Below are 19,999 nucleotides of genomic sequence, written 5' to 3'. Positions count from 1 at the left end.
CTCGTGACAGAGCAGGCTTGCAAAAAATGACGCAACCTATATGCATGCTGGTGGGGGAGAAGAACTCTTTTTAACCTTATATACCGTGAAGTTTATTTAACTGTATGGATCAGCGACTGGATTTATCGACCTTGGCTAATAAAGGTTTAAAGTAAGCCGGTCTTGCCACCCCTATCAGGGGCAGCAAGACCGGCAGGGCACCTGCGGATGTGAAGGTGGTAAACAGGTTCATCAATTCACGCAGGGCAGTGGTGGAGAGGGGTGTTTTCAGTGGTGCCAGGGCACCCTTAATGAATACCTCTCCTTCTCACAGAATTTATTTACCGAGCGGCAGGAAGACTGCCGTGGGGGTCAATAACATACTTCAATGCCGAACCCTTATCGAAATCTGCATACGCTTGAGGCGCCTCATCCAGGCTGATGACCTTGATGTTGAGCAAATCTGAAAGATAAGGCATACGATCCCACAAGATTGACATCATCAGATCGTAATTGTAATGCATAACAGGCGCCTGACCACCGGAAATACGAGGTGACTTGATCCAAGCATCGCCGAAGTTGAGGGAGTAAATACCCTCGCGCTCAGCAGGAACCGGAGACTTAGGATTAGCCCCGTAAACACCTACGATACCGGTTGCTCCACCGGGACGAGTCGCATCCAAAACCTGGTTGATAGCATAGGACGATTTGGTCTCTTCAGCCTCTTGACCCAGCCCGTGTGCCTCATTACCTACATAGTCAACTGCGCAGTCAACATAGGGAGTACCAAGGATAGCTTCAATCGCATCGTTGAGTGAGTCAACCTCAGACAAGTTAATGGTTTCACAACCATTACGGCGAACTAGTTCTAGACGATCTTCATAGTAGTCACCCACGATGATGCAAGATGCGCCCAGCAAACGAGCAGCAGCAGCACCACAGCGACCTACTGGGCCTGCACCTGCAATATAAACAGTTGATCCAGCCTTCACGCCAGCTTCCATGAGACCATGGAACGCAGTGGGCAAAATATCGGAAAGTACTGCTAGGTCAAGAATTTTCTCCATCGCCTGATCCTTGTCAGGGAAACGAAGAAGCTGGAAGTCAGCGTAAGGCACAAACATGTATTCCGCCTGACCGCCTACAAAGCCACCGAGGTTGAATCCATATGCGGCACACGAAACCTCGGGATTAGTGGTCTCACATACTTCTGTGCGTCCGTTGCGGCAGTTACGACAACGGCCACACGCTACGTTGAAAGGTACAGAAACGATGTCGCCAGGCTTGAGGAACTCAACATCTGAACCGATTTCTACAACTTCACCCGTCATTTCATGACCCATCACCATACCTTCGGGTACAGGGAATGAGCCACGGTAAATATGCAAATCACTGCCGCAGATATTGGTAGCAAGTAGCTTCACGATTACACCGTGGGGAGCCTTTTTGCCGTTAGGCATTTCTAGCTTAGGGAATTCAAGGGTATCCACGCGCATATCTTTTACGCCGTGGAATACTACTGCACGGTTTTTATCTGTCATGATTTTTCCTCACTGCTTTTTTCCATAAAAAAGCTCTTAGGGTAAAAGCTAAAGCGTTGGAGGACAATGATCTCTCGGCAGAGCGAGCATCTCATCGGTTCCATATTACTTTTAGCTCTTCAGTAACCTTAGCATAATGATCCCAGACCAATAACTTCACCCCCCCAGTGAAAGAGAAGAAAAAAGTCGAGGTCTACGAATCCTCTAGGGAGGCAGTAAAGTGGCAAGCGACAAGAAATCATAACGATTTTGAGGCTGCATGTGCCTCCCACAGAAGCGATTGGTCAGATTCATCTATGAGCTACTTACCCGAATCCCCCACAGATAAAGAAACTTACATCCAACCAAATGTTCAAGTATTGGGCGCACGACAAAATAACCTGCGCAATGTCGACCTTTCTGTGCCCCGGGACGCGCTCGTAGTCTTTACCGGTGTTTCAGGATCAGGTAAATCTTCCCTTGCCTTTGGAACCCTTTATGCAGAATCACAACGCCGTTATCTAGAGTCAGTGGCCCCCTATGCCCGCCGTCTGATCGATCAAGCGGGGGTGCCCGACGTCGATTCCATTACAGGGATGCCCCCCGCTGTCGCTCTACAACAACAGCGAGGCGGACAAAACTCACGATCAACCGTTGGTAGCCTCACCACCATCTCAAGCCTGGTTCGGATGTTATATTCACGCGCCGGCCACTATCCAGAACATCAGAGCATGCTCTACGCAGAAGATTTCTCTGCCAATACCCCGCAGGGTGCATGCCCTGAATGTTATGGAATTGGCAGAGTATATGAAGTGCCCGAAGATCGCATGGTCCCCGATCCCACCAAAACTATCCGCAACCGAGCCATAGATTCTTGGCCTACCGCCTGGCACGGTCATCAGCTTCGAGATGTGTTGGTGGCACTTGGATACGATGTGGATGTCCCCTGGAAAGATCTCCCCAAAAAAGATCGCGACTGGATTCTTTATACGGACGAAACGCCGCATGTGCCGGTCTACTCGCGTATGACACTTGCTGAGGCTCAAGCGGCTAAAAAAGCGCAGGTTGAACCCTCCTACAGCGGCACCTATGTGGGCGCAAAACGCTATGTGCTTGACACTTTTGCCAATACTAAAAGTGCCTCCATGAAACGCAAGGTAGCGCAGTTCCTCACATCCATCCCTTGCCCCGCCTGCCACGGCAAACGCATCAAACCAGAGGCCCTCTCCGTAACCTTTGCAGGGTTAGATATTGCTGATTTTTCCCAGATCCCTCTCTATGATCTAACCAATCTTCTTGAAAAAGCTGTTGAAGATGCTTCACGCAACATCTCACCGAATGCAGATGAAAAAGAAGCGATGGGGCAAGGGTTGCACCAGACAACGGAAGCAGAAGCTACAGAGTCGGTCAGTCACGCAAGTGAACCTGCTGCTGAGAAAGAACCGGAAGCTTATAAGGCTCCACCCCAGCCTGTTGAAAAACTTGCCGCTACCTCTCGGTTGGCCGCTGGCCTCATTGAGCGGATTCGCCCCATCATTGACCTCGGCTTGGGTTATCTTTCTCTCGATCGGATGACTCCCACCCTCTCCGGTGGTGAACTGCAACGTTTGCGCTTAGCCACTCAGCTGACGTCTGATCTTTTTGGTGTGGTCTACGTATTAGATGAACCTTCTGCTGGACTACATCCTCAAGATACCCGTGCGCTTCTTAGCGTTCTTGACGGACTCAAAGCACGGGGAAATAGTCTGTTTGTGGTGGAACATTCTATGGAAGTAATCCAACATGCTGACTGGATTGTAGATGTAGGACCAGGAGCTGGAGAACATGGGGGTCAAGTCCTTTATAGCGGTGAAGTTGATGGTTTAGCCCGCGTTCAGGAATCCCTTACACGTGGCTATCTCTTCGGAGGCAGTGGGCTACCACCGCATACTCCTCGGAAACCCGAGCAGTGGATAAAACTTTCTGGAGTCAGCCGAAATAATCTTCATAACGTAGATGTAGACATCCCTCTAGGTGTTCTTACAGCAGTCACAGGTGTTTCAGGTTCGGGGAAGTCTAGCTTAATCAGCCAGTGCCTACCTCAGCTGATAGCTGATCGCCTAGGTAAAACGCGCCCGGTAGATGAAACATCCGTCGAGGGAGATGAAATTTTAAGAGCCGAGCAGGCCCCTGAGACGAAGGGAGCTGTTGAAGGCGACTTAAGCGGTATACGCCGTGTGGTTGCCATCGATCAGAAACCTATCGGGCGAACCCCTCGTTCCAATATTGCAACCTATACAGGGTTCTTTGACCAGGTGCGACGACGTTTTGCCGAGACTGCAGAAGCCAAACGTCGTGGATATAAACCGGGTAGATTTTCCTTCAATGTAGTTGGTGGACGCTGCCCTACCTGCGAAGGTGAGGGGTCGGTGATGGTAGAGCTCCTCTTCTTGCCCTCGGTGTATACAAAGTGTCCAGACTGCCACGGCACTCGTTATCAGTCGAGCACCTTGGAAATTCTCTGGCGTGGTAAAAATGTGTCCCAAATTTTAGAAATGAACGTGGAGGAAGCTCTCGGCTTTTTCGACGGCGAAGTGGATATTAAGCGTTCACTGGTTGCCCTGAGGGATGTCGGCTTGGGGTATCTGCGTTTGGGTCAGTCTGCAACTGAGCTATCTGGTGGGGAGGCTCAGCGCGTCAAACTAGCCACTGAATTGCAGCGTGGACAACGCGGTGACACTGTGTATGTACTTGATGAACCCACTACAGGCTTACATTGTTCTGATGCTGACCGTTTGATGTCTCATCTTCAGACCTTAGTTGATTCTGGTAATACTGTCGTGATGGTCGAGCTTGATATGCGAATTATTGTAGCTGCGGATTATGTGATTGATATGGGCCCCGGGGCAGGAGAAGAAGGCGGTAACATCGTGGCCGTTGGTACCCCAGCCGAGGTTGCGACTTCAATAGAAAGTGTTTCGGCACCATTTTTAGCAGCGGCCTTGAAGTAAGAGTGAATTCATGATGTAGAAGACGTATTGATAAGCCTTCTAAATTGATAAGCCTTCTAAATTGATAAGCCTTTTAAACTGAGTGCCGCATCGAACATTATTAGCTGCTTTGTTCTCCCGTGTTTATCTGGTGGTCTTAAAGAGAGGTGATTAACATCTGTTTATTATGTTAGCTCGATGCGGTAACTGCGAAAAAATCTTGTATATCTCTTCCTGCTCGAGTATTGTTGGAACAGTAAGTTTTTATAGTCTCACTAAATTTAAGGAGCAAGTCATGGCTGACCTTAGCAACAAAAAAGTACTTATTCTCGCGAGTCAGGGCGTAGAGCAGGTTGAGCTTACCTCACCTCGCGATGCACTTAAAGATGCTGGCGTGCAGGTCTCACTTGCAGCACCTGAGGGTAAAGAGTTTCAGGGCATGAACGGTGACTGGGAGAAGGCAGATACTTTCACCCCCGATCTCGCACTGGCAGACGTTAACGTTGAAGAATTCGACGCACTGGTACTCGCCGGCGGTACCCTCAACGCTGATGCAATGCGCATTAACCCTGAGGCTCGCTCCATCACCGTTCAGTTCTTTGAGGCAGAGAAGCCCGTTGCGGCGATTTGCCACGCACCCTGGTTGCTCATTGACTCCAAGAAGGTGGAAGGCAGGAAGCTCACTTCCTACACTTCCGTCATGCTAGATCTTCAAAATGCTGGCGCTGAATGGGTAGATGAGGAAGTAGTTGTAGACGGCAATCTCATTACTAGCCGTAACCCTGGCGACCTTGAGGCATTCAACAAGGCAATCATTGCTAAGTTGAGCTAATTCTTTTTGATGTAAGTCTTCATATCACGATACGCAGGTAGGGAAGCGCCCGGTTAATTTTGCTGGGACGTTCTCTACCTGCGTATTTTTGTATGCTTAGTGTTTCTTACTCATGGCTCGGCCAAAGAAAATAACTTCTTATCGCTTAATATTTGTTCCTTGGTTTCCGGCTACCAGCGTAATGAATAAGAGATAACAATCTTGAGGCTTATCCATAGGGGATGAGAGTTATTCAAGAGTGCCTCTACTGGTATGAAGGACCAATCCTCCCACCGCCTAAAACGCGCGCGCATATAAGCCCAAGCGGCTGCCGGCACCCCCGTATGCAAAATACGCCAGATTCTCACCCAAACAACCCCTAGAGAAGCCAACGGGCTACGATGATTCCACTGATTCTTTCTAAGGGTGAACGTCGGCCAAGTCGAACTTATACAGAACCAACCTTCTGAAAGACTAGCCGAGATAATGTGCCGACAAAGTCTCCTACATAATCCTACGGGAGGTAAGTTGCCTAAAAAGTGGGCGCCAGTGCCGTTTTCTCACCTGAAAACAGTACTGCCGCCCACTTGTTGTATGAAATCCAATAATTTAGAAGTAGTAGGGGTAATTCTCCCAGTTGGGGTCGCGCTTCTGCAAGAAAGCGTCGCGGCCCTCTACGGCTTCATCGGTCATATAAGCCATGCGGGTTGCCTCGCCAGCGAAGACCTGCTGGCCCGCTATGCCATCGTCCGGCAAATTGAAAGCGAACTTGAGCATGCGCATCGCCTGAGGGGACTGGCGGGCGATATGCGCGGCATACTCTAAACCCTTGCGCTCCAGGTCCTCGTGGGGAACCACATCATTCACAGCACCCATCTCGTACATACGCTGAGCATCATATTCCTTAGCCAGGAAGAAAATTTCGCGGGCAAACTTCTGCCCGGTCTGACGCGCTAGAAGAGCCGATCCGTAACCCGCATCAAAAGACCCAACGGTCGCATCGGTCTGCTTGAACTTGCCGTACTCCGCTGAGGCGATAGTCAGGTCCGCCACCACGTGCAGGGAATGGCCGCCACCCGCGGCCCAGCCCGATACCAGTGCCACAACAACCTTGGGCATGGTGCGAATCAGACGCTGCACCTCAAGAATATGCAGACGGCCAGCCTTGGCCGGATCAATGCTATCCGCATTCTTACCCTCGGCATAGCGGTAGCCATCACGGCCTCGAATACGCTGGTCGCCACCGGAGCAGAACGCCCAGCCACCGTCCTTGGCGGAGGGTCCATTGCCGGTCAGCAACACTGTGCCTACATTGGAGGTCATACGCGCATGGTCCAGCACCCGGTAGAGTTCATCAACGGTGTGGGGGCGGAAGGCGTTGCGCACTTCGGGGCGGTCAAAGGCGACGCGCACGGTGGGTAGGTCGCGCACAACGGCGCCTACCTCATCACGCTCAACCTGGCGGTGGTAGGTGATATCGGTGAGGCCTTCAAAACCTTCCACCAGGCGCCAGGAGTTGGGGTCAAAAATGTCAGATACTTTTTCGGGAAGAGCGTTAGTCATGCTCCCTAGTCTAGCTTTCAGAGCAGACAAAAGGACGCCGGTGGGCCAGCCGTTTTATTGGCCCGCCCACCGGTGTCCTTCCAGCTTGAAAACTCTTCGCCTAGCGAGTGAGTGCCACCGCGCGATCAAACTCTTCGTTGATTTCAGCGGCCTCAACGGAGTTGGCCTTGTAAGTGATCAGAGAGACCACAACGGCAATCACCAGGTTGATGATGAAGCCGGGCACAATTTCGTACATGGCTGAGTGCAGTGCCTCGGTATTGCCCCAGACGAAGACGGTCACTGACGCCGCGATGAGACCTGCGATAGCGCCCCAGGCGGTGAGCTTGCGCCAGTAGAGCGAGAGTAGAACAATCGGACCAAAGGCGGCACCGAAGCCGGCCCAGGCGAAGGACACCAGTTCAAGCACCGAGGACTCGGGGTTCATGGCCAGCAACGCTGCAACCAGTGAGACAGCGAGAACGCCAGCCTGGCCCAGACGAAGGGAAACTTTGTTAGAGAGAGTCCTGTGCGAAACCACCTTGTAGAGGTCCTCTGCCAGCGCTGATGAGCAGACGACCAGTTGTGAGGACAGGGTGGACATGATGGCTGCAAGAACTGCAGCGAGAACGAAGCCAGCAACCAGAGGATGCAGCAGAATCTGCGCTAGATCCAAGAACACTGATTCTGCTGAGGTGGTATCGGTGAGGGTGGCTTCGGGGTGGCGGGTGAAGTAAGCCAGACCGATGAGGCCCACGGACATAGCGCCAACCATGCTCAGGACCATCCAACTGATGCCGATACGGCGGGCAACGGGGGCGTCCTTGGGGGAGCGTAGTGCCATAAAGCGCACGATGATATGCGGCTGCCCAAAGTAGCCCAAGCCCCAAGACGCCGCTGAGATAATACCAAGTGCGGTGGTGCCGGCAAAGAGCGACAGCGCCTGCGGGTTCTGGGTGGTAACGGTGGTGTAGAAGTCGTCCCAGCTCCCTACATAGAAGAAGGCCATGATGGGCATTGAAATCAGTGCGGCAAAAATGAGTAGACCCTGCACGGTGTCGGTGTAGGAGGCACCCAGGAACCCGCCGAAGAGAGTGTAGAGCACGGTGATGCCGGTGACCAGGAGCATGCCGGTGAGGTAGTCCCCACCGAAGGAGGACTGGAAGAACTTGCCGCCAGCTACCATGCCGGAAGAGGCGTAGAAGGTGAAGAAAACCAGAATGATGATGGCTGCAACAATGCGTAGGATGTGGGTTTTATCGCGCAGGCGGTTGCCGAAGAAGGCTGGAACCGTGACTGAGTTACGGGAAACCTCGGTGTAGGTGCGCAGGCGGGGGGCTACGAGCTTCCAGTTGAGCCAGGCGCCAATGGTTAGACCGATAATGATCCAGGCTTCAGAGAGGCCCACCATGTACATAATGCCCGGGATGCCCATGAGTAGCCAGGCAGACATATCGGATGCGCCAGCTGAGAGCGCAGCGACGCCGGGCGTCAGCCCTCGGCCGCCGAGTACGTAGTCGTCGAGGTTGTTGTTTTTGCGGCTTGCCCAGAAGCCGATTGCGATCATGGCTGCAAAATAGATTGCGAGCGCGATGAGTTGGAAGGCTGTATCGCTCATGGGACTCCCTTGTAGATGGTGCGCAGGATGCGGTCTCTGCTAGTGCACCAGATAAGTGTGTAGAGTTTCTAAAGTACATCATGTAGTTTTTGTAACTCTTTATGCTCTCAATTAATGATATGTGGGTTAGCTTACACGCTTAGGGTTGAGGTGACACTAATGCGGTGTAAATGCAACCTTTCGAATGCCCTCCACCTATCATTCAGCTCTGCTTACCTTTTGGTGGGGTGGAGGTAACCGGAAGCATTCCTGTGTGCGCTGTGAGGTGGATAGCTGAGCGGTTAGTGCTCCAGACGATGTAAGCCCCGGAGGCGGCTATAAGGACAATGCCCGCATAAGCCCACCAGGAGAGCACTTCACCCAGGAGTACAGTGCCAGCAATAGCGCCAATAACAGGATCAATGGAGAAGAGCACTCCTATCACCGCGGCGCTGGTGAGCTGACCGGCGATATTATCTGCTGAGTAGGCAAGCGCTACCCCGAAAATCGCTGTAATCGCTAGGATTAGCGAGGCTCCTGCATCCAGCCGGCTCACGGCAGGGACGGCAAGAGGAAGCTGCATCAGGGCTGATACCCCGAGTGCTAGGGCGGTGCCGCGCAACCCGGCTGTCGCTGGCGAGACCGTACCCATGCGTGCTGAGTAAAGGGTGTAGCCAGCCATGGACGCTGCTGAACCAAGCGCCCAGAGAAAACCGATAGGGGCAGCGTCCCCCGCCATGGTGGGGGTAGCAATCATGATGACCCCGGCCAACGCAAAGAGGGCGAAAAGCCCGTCTCTCAGCTGACGCACTCCAAGAAGTGCCACCAGAAAAGCCCCTAGGTACTCAAAGGTAACGGCCACACCCAGCGGAATGAGAGCAATAGCGTTGTAAAAGCAGATGCTCATAAGGGTCAGCACCGCCCCGTAGACCACCACCTGCACCCAATCCTTGCGGCTGAGATTCAGCGGGTTGGGGCGCACTAAGAGCAGCAGGGTAACGGCGGCCAGTAACGCTCGCAACGCGGCAACTTCGGTCGGTGTAAAGGCCTCGAAGAGGGAGGATGCCAGGGCGGCAGTACACTGAATACCCAAGGAACCCGTCATAATCAACAACAGCGCGGCAGTGCCCCTGCGGTGCTGGGGAATGCGGTCGGTCAGGCTCACGGTACCCCCTTTCGGGTAAGTTAGTCGCTGGTGAGTGGGTCGGTCACAATCCAGGGCTCCTGGCGAATCAGAGCTGGTGAGAATACTTCAAGCATCTGTTCCGCTGTTTCTGGCAGATAGGTCTGACCCTTGTTGTCGGTGACCAGGGGCAAGGGAAGAGAGGCTGCCATCATGCGCATAATTTGGCGGGTGCTGACTCCTGCCTCCCGGAGATCCGCCAGCGTTACCGCGCCATCGCGCTTAGCAAGGCGCGCACCATCACTGTTAAGCGCCAGGGGTACATGGGCATAGAGCGGGGCTTCTAAACCCAGAAGATGAGCCAAGTACGCCTGACGTGGTGCGCTGGGCAGCAGATCATCCCCGCGCACCACCTCGGTAACACCCTGGAAGGCGTCATCGATGACGCAGGTGAGGTTATAGGCAAAAACCCCATCGCCCCGAACCAGCACGAAGTCATCCACGGTATCGGTGTAGTGCCCGGCAAAGCGGTCGGTCACCTGCCAGGATGATGCTTCGGCTTTGAGCCGAAGTGCCGCCGGTCGCTGCGCTCGACGTGCTTCTCGCTCTACCTCGGTGAGACTACGGCAGGTGCCGGGATAGGCCCCCGGAGCGCCGTGTGGTGCCGTTGACGCTGCCTGAATCTCTTTACGGGTGCAGTAGCATTCATAGACCAAACCAGCGTGGTGCAGCTGCTTCACGGCGTCCTCATACGCCCCCAGGCGGCTGGACTGATACAGCACCTCGCCATCCCAGTCCACACCCAACGCGGCGAGGTCAGCCAGTTGGCGCTCGGCTGCCCCCTTTTTGACTCGGTCAAGATCATCCACGCGCATCACAAAGCGCCCCTGAGCGCTGCGGGCCATCAGCCAGGCCAGGAGAGCCGTGCGCAGGTTACCCAGGTGTAAGTCGCCTGAAGGGGAAGGTGCATAGCGACCGCCATAGGGGCGTGAGGCGGGTACTGATAACGGAGAATCTAACACGCTTCCCAGTGTAGTGGAGGGGTGAAAAACAGCTAAGGCTACAGGGCCCACTTGATGCCGTCTCCGACTATCATTATCGCGTGCTTTTCCCCACCAAAACACGCTGATGAGGGAAAACTCTCCGCTTATTGATGGTTAGCCTCAAGAAACCGGTGCACACAGTGCACTTTTAGGGTAAATAGGGCGAAGATTTCCAGTAACTTTAGAAGTATGGCTAGAACAATTGAAATTGCCGACGGCATTTATCAGATTTCGACTGATAACTACCGTCTCAACTCCGGTCTGATCGTTGGTGCTGAGCGCGCCATGATTGTTGATACCGGTGCTGGCCCGCGCCAGGGTGCCGAAATTCTGCGCGCCATCAGGCGTATTACAGACCTTCCCCTGGTCGCGGTGAACACCCACGCTCATTTTGACCGCTTCATGGGCAACGCTGTTTTCAAAGCAGACGGTGTCACTGATTTTTGGTCCCACCCCCGCGCAGGCCGCGCCATCGAAAAGTACGGGGACACCCAACGCCCCTACGTCGAGGTGCTAGAACCCGAAATGGCGCATGCTCAGGGCCCCAACACTGAGCTTGTGCCCCCCACCCGCTTCCTGCCCGGTGACGGTACCCGCCCCGCCTTTACCCGCGTCGAACTGGGTGAACGTGCTATCACCCTCATATACCTGGGGCTTGCACACACCGATAATGACATTTTGGTGGGCGTCGATGACGTTCTCTTTACCGGTGACATTGTGGAGCAAGGCTCAGACCCCGCCTTCGATGACTCCTTCCCGGAGCTCTGGGTCAAAACCCTTCAGACGCTGGTGGGGCTGGATCGCTACCGCATCTTCGTGCCCGGCCACGGCACCCCCGTGGAGCGTACCTTCATTGAGCGCATGGCAGAAACTATGCAGGACGCCATCCAGAAAATTTCTGAATCGGCACTTACCCGCGTGAAGGGGACAACGACTGCCTCGATGTATCAGCTACCCTACTCAGGTGGCTCTACCCGCATTCTGCTTGATCGCTTGCGGAAGCTGCAGAGCTTTGAAGAGCAGGGTCAGCCCCTTGCCGCCGTTAACTTTGATGCCACTGAGCCTTCAGGGCTCACCGGGCCCATTACCCTGGGCAACGGCTAAAGGCTAGTACAACAATAGAGGGCGCTGGCTCTCCTACTTGGTAGGGGAGTCAGCGCCCTCATTTTTATGAGTAGGCACGGTTTCTAGTAGACCCAAACCTTGCGGTAGGCACTGCGCTGCTTGTTCTGTGGCCGGAGCAGGGCGATGAGCATGCTGGTGGTCAGCGCCGCTACCGCTGCAATCATGCAGATTGCTGCCACGAAAGAGCTACCCGGGATGGGGTTGAACCAAGTGACACAGTAGAGCGAGAAAGCGCAGAACCCCACAAAGAAACCCGTAATAGTGAGGAGGGGGACCAGGATAAGCCCCGAGCGCTGAGTATCACTCATGTCCAGCTCCTCAGAGCGCATGAAGCGGAGAATGATGAGCCCCAGAATGCCCCAAAGCCCGGTGACGAGAATAGCGGTAATGACGTCGGAGGGGCGGTGCCAGCCATTGACCACGGTGGAGTAACCGGCAGCAACCGTGAATACCATGCTAAAAAGCGCCATCGTGGGCCGGAAACGTTTGGGCGAGGCCAGGAAAAGTGCCAATCCGGCAGCTGCAGCAAAGGTCGTGTGACCGGACGGTGCTGAGTTGATAGTTGCCTCTTGTATACCCAGGTTGGGTTTGACGATGAAATAGTTCTTGAGCAGCTGAGTGGTGATGTTAGCACCTATCGCCATTCCCAGGCCCACCAGGGCTGGCACAAAGCGGTGCTTCCAAATCAGCACAAAGAGAATGCCCACGGCTGCAATAACGCCCGCTGCTGCTGGGATCATATCCAGCAGATTAGAGGTCTGCTGGGTGTAGAGCATGAACCGGTAGGAGAACTCCTGGAAGGAGGTTTCATCTAGCTGCTGACCGGCGGGGGTAGTAATAAAGAAGACCATGGCAGCAATGAGCAGGAAGGCCATCGTCCCGGCCGCAAAGAAGTGCTGCAAAAGCGTCCAGAGGGAAGGGCGAGTCTGGCGGAGGTGCGAGGGAGTCAGCATGTGCAGTCTGCCCGAGGGGGAATTCTCGGCAGAGGTAGCCGGGGCGACCTGCGACGACCCGTAGGTGGGAGGCTGATGGTTGCTCATTCTGCCACCAAACATGAGCTTGCCGGGGTTGTACTGAGCAGCTGGTGGGGTGAACTGCTGGGTGCCGGGCACGGTGGGCGCTGAAGTTGGTTTGTCGCTCTTCTTCTGCGTCTTTTCAGCCTTTCGGGCAGATCTTTCTTTTTTGACCCGTTCTGCGGTTCGTTTTCCCTGGGTGGCAACCGACGAGAGCAGACGGGACCCTACTGAGGCTGGGCGAGTCGTAGCAAGTGGCTCCGTTGCATCAGTGAGCACTGCAGTATCAGCGGTATGAGAGGTTTTGGCGCTGGCCTTATAGGACGCCTCGGGGCGACCCTCCCGTGAAACGGGTAGCACAACAGTGGCGTCGGTATTCTCTGCGCGATTATAGTGCCGGGTAGGTAGCACAATAGTAGCGTCATGGTCGGCGCCCCGTTGAGGGTATGTGCTCGGGGGAAGCACCTCTGTTGCATCTTCAGGCGGAGCGGCATGAGCGCGGTCGGTGCGCTTCTCAAAATTCACAGTGACCCCCAACTACCTTTCTGAAAATGCGAGAACTTCCTCGAGCCTACCAATCGGTAGCCTCGCAAGGAAAACTGCGGGCAAAACCTTGACTGATAGCTATTGTGGCAAACCCACATGAGTCTTTCCTGGGAGCCGCCGGAGTATTCGGTGCACGGTCGCGGCATGCGGCAGTCCTCTGCCCTCTCGCAGGTGGGGTAGATTTGAGGCATGCTTGACCCTTTTGACGGTTCCCTGCCGCCGCTTGAAACAGTGCTAGCTCAGACGCGTGTGGTGCATCTGCCTATGCGCGTCAAGTTCCGCGGGGTAACTCTACGCGAAACGGCTCTTATCCAAGGCCCAGCAGGCTGGGGAGAATTCGCTCCCTTTCTGGAATATGAACCCGACGAGGCCGCCGCCTGGCTCGCCTGCGCCCTCGAAGCCGCCTGGCTGGGCTATCCCGCTCCGCTGCGGGAATCAGTGCCCCTCAATGCCACCGTACCCGCTGTCCCACCGGCGCAGGTCGCTGGCGTCCTGGCGAGCTACCGTGGAGAAGTTCACGAGGTCAAAGTAAAAGTTGCCGAGCCGGGGCGGCCCTTTGCAGAATCGCTGGCGCAGGACTGTGCCCGTCTTGCAGAAGTCCGCAGGTGCTTGCCGGACGCCCGTCTCAAGATCGATGCCAATATGGGCTGGTCAGAAGATCAGGCAGTGCAAGCACTCACAGCTCTTTCTGACTATGACCTTATCTACGCTGAGCAGCCCGTGGAAACGGTGGAAGGGCTGGCGAAGGTGCGAGAGGCACTGCGCTCTGCGGGCAACCTCCTGCTGATCGCCGCTGACGAGTCTGTGCGTAAGGCAGAAGATCCCCTGCGCGTTGCTCGCCTAGGAGCAGCAGACCTGCTCATCATCAAAGCGGCACCGCTGGGTGGGGTACGCCGAGCACTGAGCATCGTTGAAGCTGCAGGACTGCCCGCTGTGGTCTCCTCTGCCCTGGAAAGCTCAGTGGGGATCCGGACGGGCGCCGCGCTCGCGGCTGCCCTGTCAGATTTACCCTACGGGTGCGGGCTAGGTACGGTATCTCTGATGAGTAAGGATGTCACCAGCAACCCACTGGTGGCGGTGGACGGACAGCTACCCTTGCGCGATGTGGAACCTGACCCAGTTCTGCTTCAAGAACTGGCGGCACCGGCTGATCGTGTGGCTCACTGGCATCACCGCATCAGGGACTGCTACCGCCTGTTAGAGACCCAGAGGCCTTAATCATCGCTGGTGGGGTCTTGTGCGCGGCTACTCCATTGTTGATACAACTCCTATGGGCTGGGTCACTTCCTGTTGTAGACTGTGATGACCGGACGCTTTAGCAAGGAGGGCTTATGGCTGACCTGTTCTACATGCAGCCTGTCCCCGCAGCAGCTAAGACGGAGGCTAAAAAAGAAGCCCGCAAGCCCAGGCGGAGTAAACTGGTGAGGTGACTTCACCTAGCCCCTCCATCATGACCGCTGTGACCGTGCTCGACACCCTGGTGCGCACGGGCATGCGGCACGTCCTCGTTTCGCCAGGGTCCCGTTCGGCCCCACTAACCTACGCTATCGGTGCACTGGTGGACGCCGGCGTGATAGAAGCGCATGTTCGCATCGATGAGAGGGTTGCTGCTTTCACTGCCCTCGGTATCGCCCGTGTCAGCGGAGCCCCTGTAGGGGTAGTCACTACCAGCGGCACAGCGGTGGGGGAGTGCTTGCCTGCAGTTATGGAGGCTTATCATTCAGGGGCTCCTCTTGCCGTCCTTTCTGCTGACAGGCCTGCACGCCTGCAGGGCACCGGAGCTAATCAGACCACCGATCAAAGTGCCCTTTTGGGGCGCCACGTGCGTGCCTTTGCTGCCCTAGAAAACTACACAGCGGCTGATGACGATCCCCAAAATATTGTCTTCCATCGTGCCCTTGCGGCGCTCACCGGGCGAGACCCCGAGAGTTGGGGTCAGCCCTCTGGCCAGCCGGTTGGCCCAGTACACCTCAATATTGCTTTCGATACTCCGCTGACACCTCATGAAGCTGATGCGCAGATTCTTCAACGCTGGGCGCAGTCTTTGCAGGAGGTGGCGTCAGCTACTGCCCCGCGTCACCCCCGCCACCTTGATCTCACCGCTGAAGATTGGCTGCGCTCCGATGACCTACCCGCAAAACCCCACCGCACCGTGGTTGTTGCCGGTGATGGAGCAGGTGCAGTTGCTCAGCGGTTTGCTCAAAAACTGGGCCTGCCCCTGCTGGCTGAGCCCTCCTCGAATGCTCGGTTCTCACCGGTTGCTGTGCCAGCCTATCGCCAGATATTAGCCGGTGAACTGGGTCAGCAGATTGAGCGAGCCGTGATTTTTGGCCACACAACGCTTAGCCGCCCAGTTGCTGCCCTGCTAGCTAATAAGGGTGTTGACCATGCCATCTATGAGCCCAACCCGGCTCCCTGGCATCAGCCTGGCACGCTGGATTACCCCGGTCTAGAAAGCCTGCACCAGTTAGCAGAGTTCGCTGGTGGTGGTGACAGTAAAACTGACCAGGGGCAGCCTTGGTTAGACGCCTGGGCGCAGGCCGGGGCAGAGCTGCAAGAAACACTGCGCCGGAAAGTTGCAGATTACCGCACCAGCGGAATGTATAACGCTGAGAATGACCCCCGCGTCCCCGGCTTCTCCCTGGCACTGCGCGCCTGGGAGGCCTGCCTTGAAGATGACGCAGTGCTTCTGTTGGGGTCTTCGAACCTTATCCGTGATCTTGACCTGGTGGCTCCTGCCGCTGCTCGCAGCCCCCAAGTTTTTGCTAACCGAGGCTTAGCCGGTATTGATGGCACTATTGCCACCGCTAGCGGGATTTCACTGGCGCTCAACACAAAGGTGCGAGTGCTCTGCGGAGATCTGACCTTCCTCCATGATCTTGGTGCCCTCAATATTGGTCCCCTAGAGCGCACCCCCGATGTTGAAATTCTCGTGCTGGATGACCGTGGCGGCGGCATCTTTGCCACCCTTGAACATGGTCAGTTGGGGCGCACGCAGCAGTTCGGTGCTACCGTCCAGCGCTTTTTCATCACCCCGCATAGCGCCAATCTCGAAGAGCTGGCGTCAGCCTGGGGCAAGAACGGCATCAGTCTGGAGGTTGTACACCCCTAGAGGGCGTGCACCCCGTCTAGATTGATACGGGCGGAGTCATGACGCTCGCCGGTTAGCATGGTAACCATGACTGTGGCATCCTCAGTGGCGCGTACCTCGTGCAGCAGATAAGCAGTCAAGTGGATGGGCGAGCCGGGCTGAAGCTGCAAAATCTGCCCCTTGACTTCAAAATCAACAGCTCCGGAAAGCACCTGAACTACTACAGGGTGCACCGAATGGTGTTCACGCCATATTTGCCCCTTTTTGAAGCTGAGCAAGACCAGGTTGGCGCCGTCAGCATCCACCAGTTTTCTCGCTTGGGGCTTGGTGTCAAAAGGCTTGAGTGCCTGGGGTAGGTGGGGGAAGACAAGGGCTGTTCCTTCGTGAGTTCCGGGCATGGCGCTAACCTCTCATAAATTAGTATCTATTACACTAATTTACCCCTCTATTCAGCAGCATAAAAGTGCCCCGGCAGCTATCGCAATAACTGCCGGGGCACTTTCTATGCAGAGAGCTAGCTAGAGCTGGGTGGACGCAGGTACTTCGCTGCCATCGTTGGCTTCACTGCCCGCTTCATCGGGGTGACGGGACATGTGCACTAGAGCGGCGCCTAGCCCGCCCCAGATGAGGGCGATTGAAATAAATAGCATGATGATTGCCGGTGTGCTCATGGCTTATAGACCTTTCTGTGCGGCTGAATCAACGTGGTCGTGCTGCACTTTGCCGCCTGAAACGGGGGGAGCCGGCGGGGTCAGTGATGCGCGTGAGGTCTTAGGCCAGGGGAGCAGAGAAACAATAACCGCTGCGATCAGCAAGACGACAACCATGCCCCAACCAAAGATGTTGAGCATTTCTGCCGGGTAACCTTCGTAGGGCTCATTCATGAGGGTGATGAAGGTGTTAACCAGTGAGTAGCCCAGAATAAGCGGGGTGACGCCTGCCAGCAGGATCATCCAGAGCTTACCCATCTTCCAGGAGGAGCGAGCGTTGATGTGATCGCGCAGGGTGGGGAGGGCTCGTACCAGGTAGGCGACCACAAAGATGGAGACCAAACCTGCGGCGAGAATGCCGAACTGGTTGACGAAGTTATCGAGGATGTCCAGGACGAAGAGGCCCGAAGTGGTTGCCATCAGCAGGGTTGAGATGATGGCGATAGGCAGGACCACTAGCAGGGTTGAACGTACTCGGCCCAGGTTGAACTTGTCCTCAATGCCGGCAACGATCACTTCAACAATGGAGATGATGGAGGTGAAACCGGCGAAGAGCAGGGAGCTGAAGAAGAGCACGCCGATGAGGGTGCCTCCCGGTGCCTGAGAGATGATGGTGGGGAAGGCGATGAAGGCGAGGCCGATACCTGAGGTGGCTACCTCCGAGACGCCGATGCCTGCTGCGGTTGCCATGAAGCCCAGAGCTGCGAAGACACCGATGCCTGCCAGCAACTCGAAGCCTGAGTTGGCGAAGCCAACGACAGCGCCGGTTCCGGTGAGGTCGGTTTTCTTCTTAAGGTAGGAGGCGTAGGTAATCATGATGCCAAAGCCGATGGACAGTGAGAAGAAGATCTGACCGTAAGCTGCTACCCATACTTCGGGTCGGGTCAGTGCTGACCAATCAGGGGTGAAGAGGGCGTCAAGGCCGGTCCATGCGCCGTTGAGGGTCAGTGAGTAGGCAACGAGGCCAATAAACATGACGACCAGCAGGGGGATGAAGAAGATGTTGGCGAGGCCAACACCCTTCTGCACGCCCAGAGACATAACAACGGCCAAGAGAACCCAGATAATCATGATGGGGATCAGGATGCCGGGCACAAAGTCAAAGGTGACTCCGGCTGCGGGGTCTGAGACCTGCAGGAAGTCAGTCATCAGGAAGGTCGCTGGGTCATCGCCCCATTCGTGGGTGAAAGAATAAATGACGTAGCGCGCGGCCCAGGCCAGAATCGCTGCATAGTAGACAGCGATGATGAAGTTGATGCCCATGTGCCACCAGCCGATGAATTCGGTTTTACGGTTTAGTCGGCGGAAGGCGAGTGGGGAGGACGCACGGGCACGGTGACCGATGACGTAGTCAAAGAAAAGGAAGGGCAGACCGGCAGTCAACAGTGCGACCAGGTAGGGGATCATAAAGGCACCGCCGCCATTGTCATAGGCAACGTAGGGGAAACGCCAGATGTTGCCAAGACCCACGGCTGAACCGATGGCAGCAAAAATAAAGACCTTGCGGCTTGAGAAGCCTTCGCGCTTTTTGGGTGCGCTAGTTGAGGTAGAACTCATGATGGTAGTTCCTCAGTGTGTGTACATATAAAAAGGGCACCGTGGACGGCGCTTAAGGTGCTGCTGAACCTGGGCACGTAGGTGGTGCTGGTTATTGATGCGGGCGCCTGCGGCTGGGTGTGCTGCTGAGCCTGAAGGCAAGGTTACCGGTGGGTAACCGACCTTGTGCTGTGTTGAAACATAACTCTCAACGCAGTAATGAAGCTATTCTACACATCAAATCTCATATGGTGGCCTTTGGTTTGTATTATAAACAGCAGTGCCCGCCAGCCCTGAGGGCTGGCGGGCACTTGAGAAGTACTTGGTCGACTAGTTATCTCGGTGCACCACGGCGTGTGCAAATGATTTAAGCGCTTCTTTAATGATTGAGGCAGGCAGGGGCTCAATAGCTGCGATGGCATCATCAGCCCAGCGGTAGGCTACCTGCCAGGCTTCTTCGGTGACCGGGTGGGCGGATAGGGCCGCCACAGCCTCTGCGAGTGCCTCGTCGCTGTTGAGGTCTCCGCGGATTATCTGTTGCACGTGTTGGGCTTCCAGGTCGCCTGTTGCGGCTGCGCGGTTTAGCAGAATGGTGGGCAGGGTCGGTACGCCTTCGCGCAGGTCGGTACCGGGGGTTTTGCCGGACGCCACACCAGAGCTGGTGACGTCAATGACGTCATCTGCCAGCTGGAAGGCTACGCCTACGAGCTCACCGTAGCGGGTCAGCATCTGCACGGTTGCTTCCGGTGAATCCGAGAGAATGGTGCCGTAGGACCCGGCGGCTGCAATCAGAGAGCCAGTCTTGCCCTCAATGACCTTAATGTAGTGAGTAAGCAGGTCTTCGTGTTTCTCAGGGCCGGTTGTTTCGAAGAGCTGACCCAAGACCAGTCGCTCAAAGGTCTGAGCCTGCACCGCTAGGGCGCGTCCGCCCAGCTCCGAAACAATCAGGGAAGCTCGCGAGAAGATGAGGTCACCGGTCAGAATAGCCACAGAATTACCCCAAATATTCTGAGCGGTATCCACACCGCGACGCTTGGGGGCATCGTCCATGACATCGTCGTGGTACAGCGTTGCAAGGTGGGTTAGCTCAACCACCACGGCAGCGTCAATGACGCGGTCATTAATGCCGCCACCGGTTTCAGCTGCCAGGAGTGTCAAGAGGGGGCGCACCCGTTTGCCGCCTGCGGAGAGCAGGTGGCGTGAGGCAACATCAGCGAGGTGATTGGTCTGGGCTACAGCGCGCTCCAGTCGTACCTCAACCTCAGTGAGAGCCTCTAGAATCTTGGGCCCCAGCACAGGGTCCTGGGCAATGAGGTCAAAGCCCTTGGGCAGGTTGAAGTCAGCTTCGGGCATGAGGGCGTCTGCCGCTAGGGGTGAGCCGGTGGGTTCAGTCA

The 19,999-nt window shown here is 55.6% G+C and carries 15 protein-coding genes; 5 read left to right on the top strand and 10 right to left on the bottom strand.

Annotated elements, in window-relative coordinates; all coding sequences use genetic code 11:
- Positions 1 to 320: 320 nt before the first annotated feature.
- Positions 321 to 1,520: an alcohol dehydrogenase catalytic domain-containing protein gene (locus VVR27_RS00810; protein ID WP_251379322.1), complete on the bottom strand. Its 1,200-nt coding sequence runs from the start codon at positions 1,518 to 1,520 to the stop codon at positions 321 to 323.
- Between the two features lie 296 nt (positions 1,521 to 1,816).
- Here VVR27_RS00810 and VVR27_RS00805 point away from each other — a divergent pair, with 296 nt between their 5' ends.
- Positions 1,817 to 4,489 (top strand): excinuclease ABC subunit A, encoded by a 2,673-nt coding sequence (locus VVR27_RS00805; protein ID WP_368546646.1) that lies wholly within the window; start codon positions 1,817 to 1,819, stop codon positions 4,487 to 4,489.
- A gap of 274 nt (positions 4,490 to 4,763) precedes the next feature.
- A complete protein-coding gene (locus VVR27_RS00800; protein WP_368546645.1) occupies positions 4,764 to 5,300 on the top strand; it encodes a type 1 glutamine amidotransferase domain-containing protein in 537 nt (178 codons plus the stop codon).
- 588 nt (positions 5,301 to 5,888) lie between these two features.
- Here VVR27_RS00800 and VVR27_RS00795 read toward each other — a convergent pair.
- From VVR27_RS00795 to gluQRS, 4 genes are all read right to left on the bottom strand, one after another.
- Entirely contained in the window at positions 5,889 to 6,842 is a 954-nt protein-coding gene (locus VVR27_RS00795; protein ID WP_368546644.1) for a 1,4-dihydroxy-2-naphthoyl-CoA synthase, read from the bottom strand.
- A 100-nt stretch (positions 6,843 to 6,942) separates the two neighbouring features.
- Positions 6,943 to 8,439 (bottom strand): sodium/proline symporter PutP, encoded by a 1,497-nt coding sequence (gene putP, locus VVR27_RS00790; protein WP_346872429.1) that lies wholly within the window; start codon positions 8,437 to 8,439, stop codon positions 6,943 to 6,945.
- 202 nt (positions 8,440 to 8,641) lie between these two features.
- A complete protein-coding gene (locus tag VVR27_RS00785) occupies positions 8,642 to 9,583 on the bottom strand; it encodes a DMT family transporter (RefSeq protein WP_368546643.1) in 942 nt (313 codons plus the stop codon).
- Between the two features lie 20 nt (positions 9,584 to 9,603).
- Complete coding sequence (gene gluQRS / locus VVR27_RS00780; protein ID WP_409349917.1) at positions 9,604 to 10,572, bottom strand: tRNA glutamyl-Q(34) synthetase GluQRS; 969 nt, start codon at positions 10,570 to 10,572, stop codon at positions 9,604 to 9,606.
- Between the two features lie 201 nt (positions 10,573 to 10,773).
- On the opposite strand from gluQRS, the gene VVR27_RS00775 reads away from it, so the two are divergent.
- Positions 10,774 to 11,688, top strand: a complete 915-nt coding sequence (locus VVR27_RS00775; protein ID WP_368546641.1) for an MBL fold metallo-hydrolase — start codon at positions 10,774 to 10,776, stop codon at positions 11,686 to 11,688.
- An 83-nt stretch (positions 11,689 to 11,771) separates the two neighbouring features.
- Here the strand turns inward: VVR27_RS00775 and VVR27_RS00770 are convergent, their stop codons facing one another.
- Positions 11,772 to 13,247, bottom strand: a complete 1,476-nt coding sequence (locus tag VVR27_RS00770) for a phosphatase PAP2 family protein (RefSeq protein WP_368546640.1) — start codon at positions 13,245 to 13,247, stop codon at positions 11,772 to 11,774.
- 210 nt (positions 13,248 to 13,457) lie between these two features.
- Here VVR27_RS00770 and VVR27_RS00765 point away from each other — a divergent pair, with 210 nt between their 5' ends.
- Together VVR27_RS00765 and menD are read left to right on the top strand one after the other, a co-directional pair.
- Entirely contained in the window at positions 13,458 to 14,486 is a 1,029-nt protein-coding gene (locus VVR27_RS00765; protein WP_368546639.1) for an o-succinylbenzoate synthase, read from the top strand.
- Positions 14,487 to 14,694: 208 nt separating this feature from the next.
- A complete protein-coding gene (gene menD / locus VVR27_RS00760; protein ID WP_368546638.1) occupies positions 14,695 to 16,380 on the top strand; it encodes a 2-succinyl-5-enolpyruvyl-6-hydroxy-3-cyclohexene-1-carboxylic-acid synthase in 1,686 nt (561 codons plus the stop codon).
- On the opposite strand, the gene VVR27_RS00755 is transcribed toward menD, so the two are convergent.
- The 4 genes from VVR27_RS00755 to VVR27_RS00740 form a co-directional block, all read right to left on the bottom strand.
- Complete coding sequence (locus VVR27_RS00755; RefSeq protein WP_251379311.1) at positions 16,377 to 16,757, bottom strand: cupin domain-containing protein; 381 nt, start codon at positions 16,755 to 16,757, stop codon at positions 16,377 to 16,379. The two genes, menD and VVR27_RS00755, sit on opposite strands and share 4 nt — an antisense overlap.
- A gap of 120 nt (positions 16,758 to 16,877) precedes the next feature.
- Positions 16,878 to 17,030, bottom strand: coding sequence for a methionine/alanine import family NSS transporter small subunit (locus VVR27_RS00750; protein WP_368546637.1), 153 nt, complete (start codon positions 17,028 to 17,030; stop codon positions 16,878 to 16,880).
- 3 nt (positions 17,031 to 17,033) lie between these two features.
- Positions 17,034 to 18,626 carry a sodium-dependent transporter gene (locus tag VVR27_RS00745; RefSeq protein WP_368546636.1) on the bottom strand — a complete coding sequence of 531 codons (1,593 nt, stop codon included), beginning with the start codon at positions 18,624 to 18,626 and terminating at the stop codon, positions 17,034 to 17,036.
- A gap of 309 nt (positions 18,627 to 18,935) precedes the next feature.
- Positions 18,936 to 19,958 carry a polyprenyl synthetase family protein gene (locus VVR27_RS00740; protein ID WP_346872595.1) on the bottom strand — a complete coding sequence of 341 codons (1,023 nt, stop codon included), beginning with the start codon at positions 19,956 to 19,958 and terminating at the stop codon, positions 18,936 to 18,938.
- Positions 19,959 to 19,999 lie beyond the last annotated feature (41 nt).

Origin of the sequence: Rothia sp. LK2492 (assembly GCF_040946345.1) — a bacterium.
Classification (GTDB): domain Bacteria; phylum Actinomycetota; class Actinomycetes; order Actinomycetales; family Micrococcaceae; genus Rothia; species Rothia endophytica.
This window is presented reverse-complemented; position numbering and strand designations above follow the sequence as displayed.

Coding starts and splice junctions, on each gene's coding strand:
- VVR27_RS00755 (WP_251379311.1), bottom strand. CDS start 16,757: ATGCCCGGAACTCACGAAGGAACAGCCCTTGTCTTCCCCCACCTACCC.
- VVR27_RS00800 (WP_368546645.1), top strand. CDS start 4,764: ATGGCTGACCTTAGCAACAAAAAAGTACTTATTCTCGCGAGTCAGGGC.
- VVR27_RS00750 (WP_368546637.1), bottom strand. CDS start 17,030: ATGAGCACACCGGCAATCATCATGCTATTTATTTCAATCGCCCTCATC.
- VVR27_RS00810 (WP_251379322.1), bottom strand. CDS start 1,520: ATGACAGATAAAAACCGTGCAGTAGTATTCCACGGCGTAAAAGATATG.
- putP (WP_346872429.1), bottom strand. CDS start 8,439: ATGAGCGATACAGCCTTCCAACTCATCGCGCTCGCAATCTATTTTGCA.
- VVR27_RS00795 (WP_368546644.1), bottom strand. CDS start 6,842: ATGACTAACGCTCTTCCCGAAAAAGTATCTGACATTTTTGACCCCAAC.
- VVR27_RS00740 (WP_346872595.1), bottom strand. CDS start 19,958: ATGCCCGAAGCTGACTTCAACCTGCCCAAGGGCTTTGACCTCATTGCC.
- VVR27_RS00775 (WP_368546641.1), top strand. CDS start 10,774: ATGGCTAGAACAATTGAAATTGCCGACGGCATTTATCAGATTTCGACT.
- VVR27_RS00745 (WP_368546636.1), bottom strand. CDS start 18,626: ATGAGTTCTACCTCAACTAGCGCACCCAAAAAGCGCGAAGGCTTCTCA.
- VVR27_RS00765 (WP_368546639.1), top strand. CDS start 13,458: ATGCTTGACCCTTTTGACGGTTCCCTGCCGCCGCTTGAAACAGTGCTA.
- VVR27_RS00805 (WP_368546646.1), top strand. CDS start 1,817: ATGAGCTACTTACCCGAATCCCCCACAGATAAAGAAACTTACATCCAA.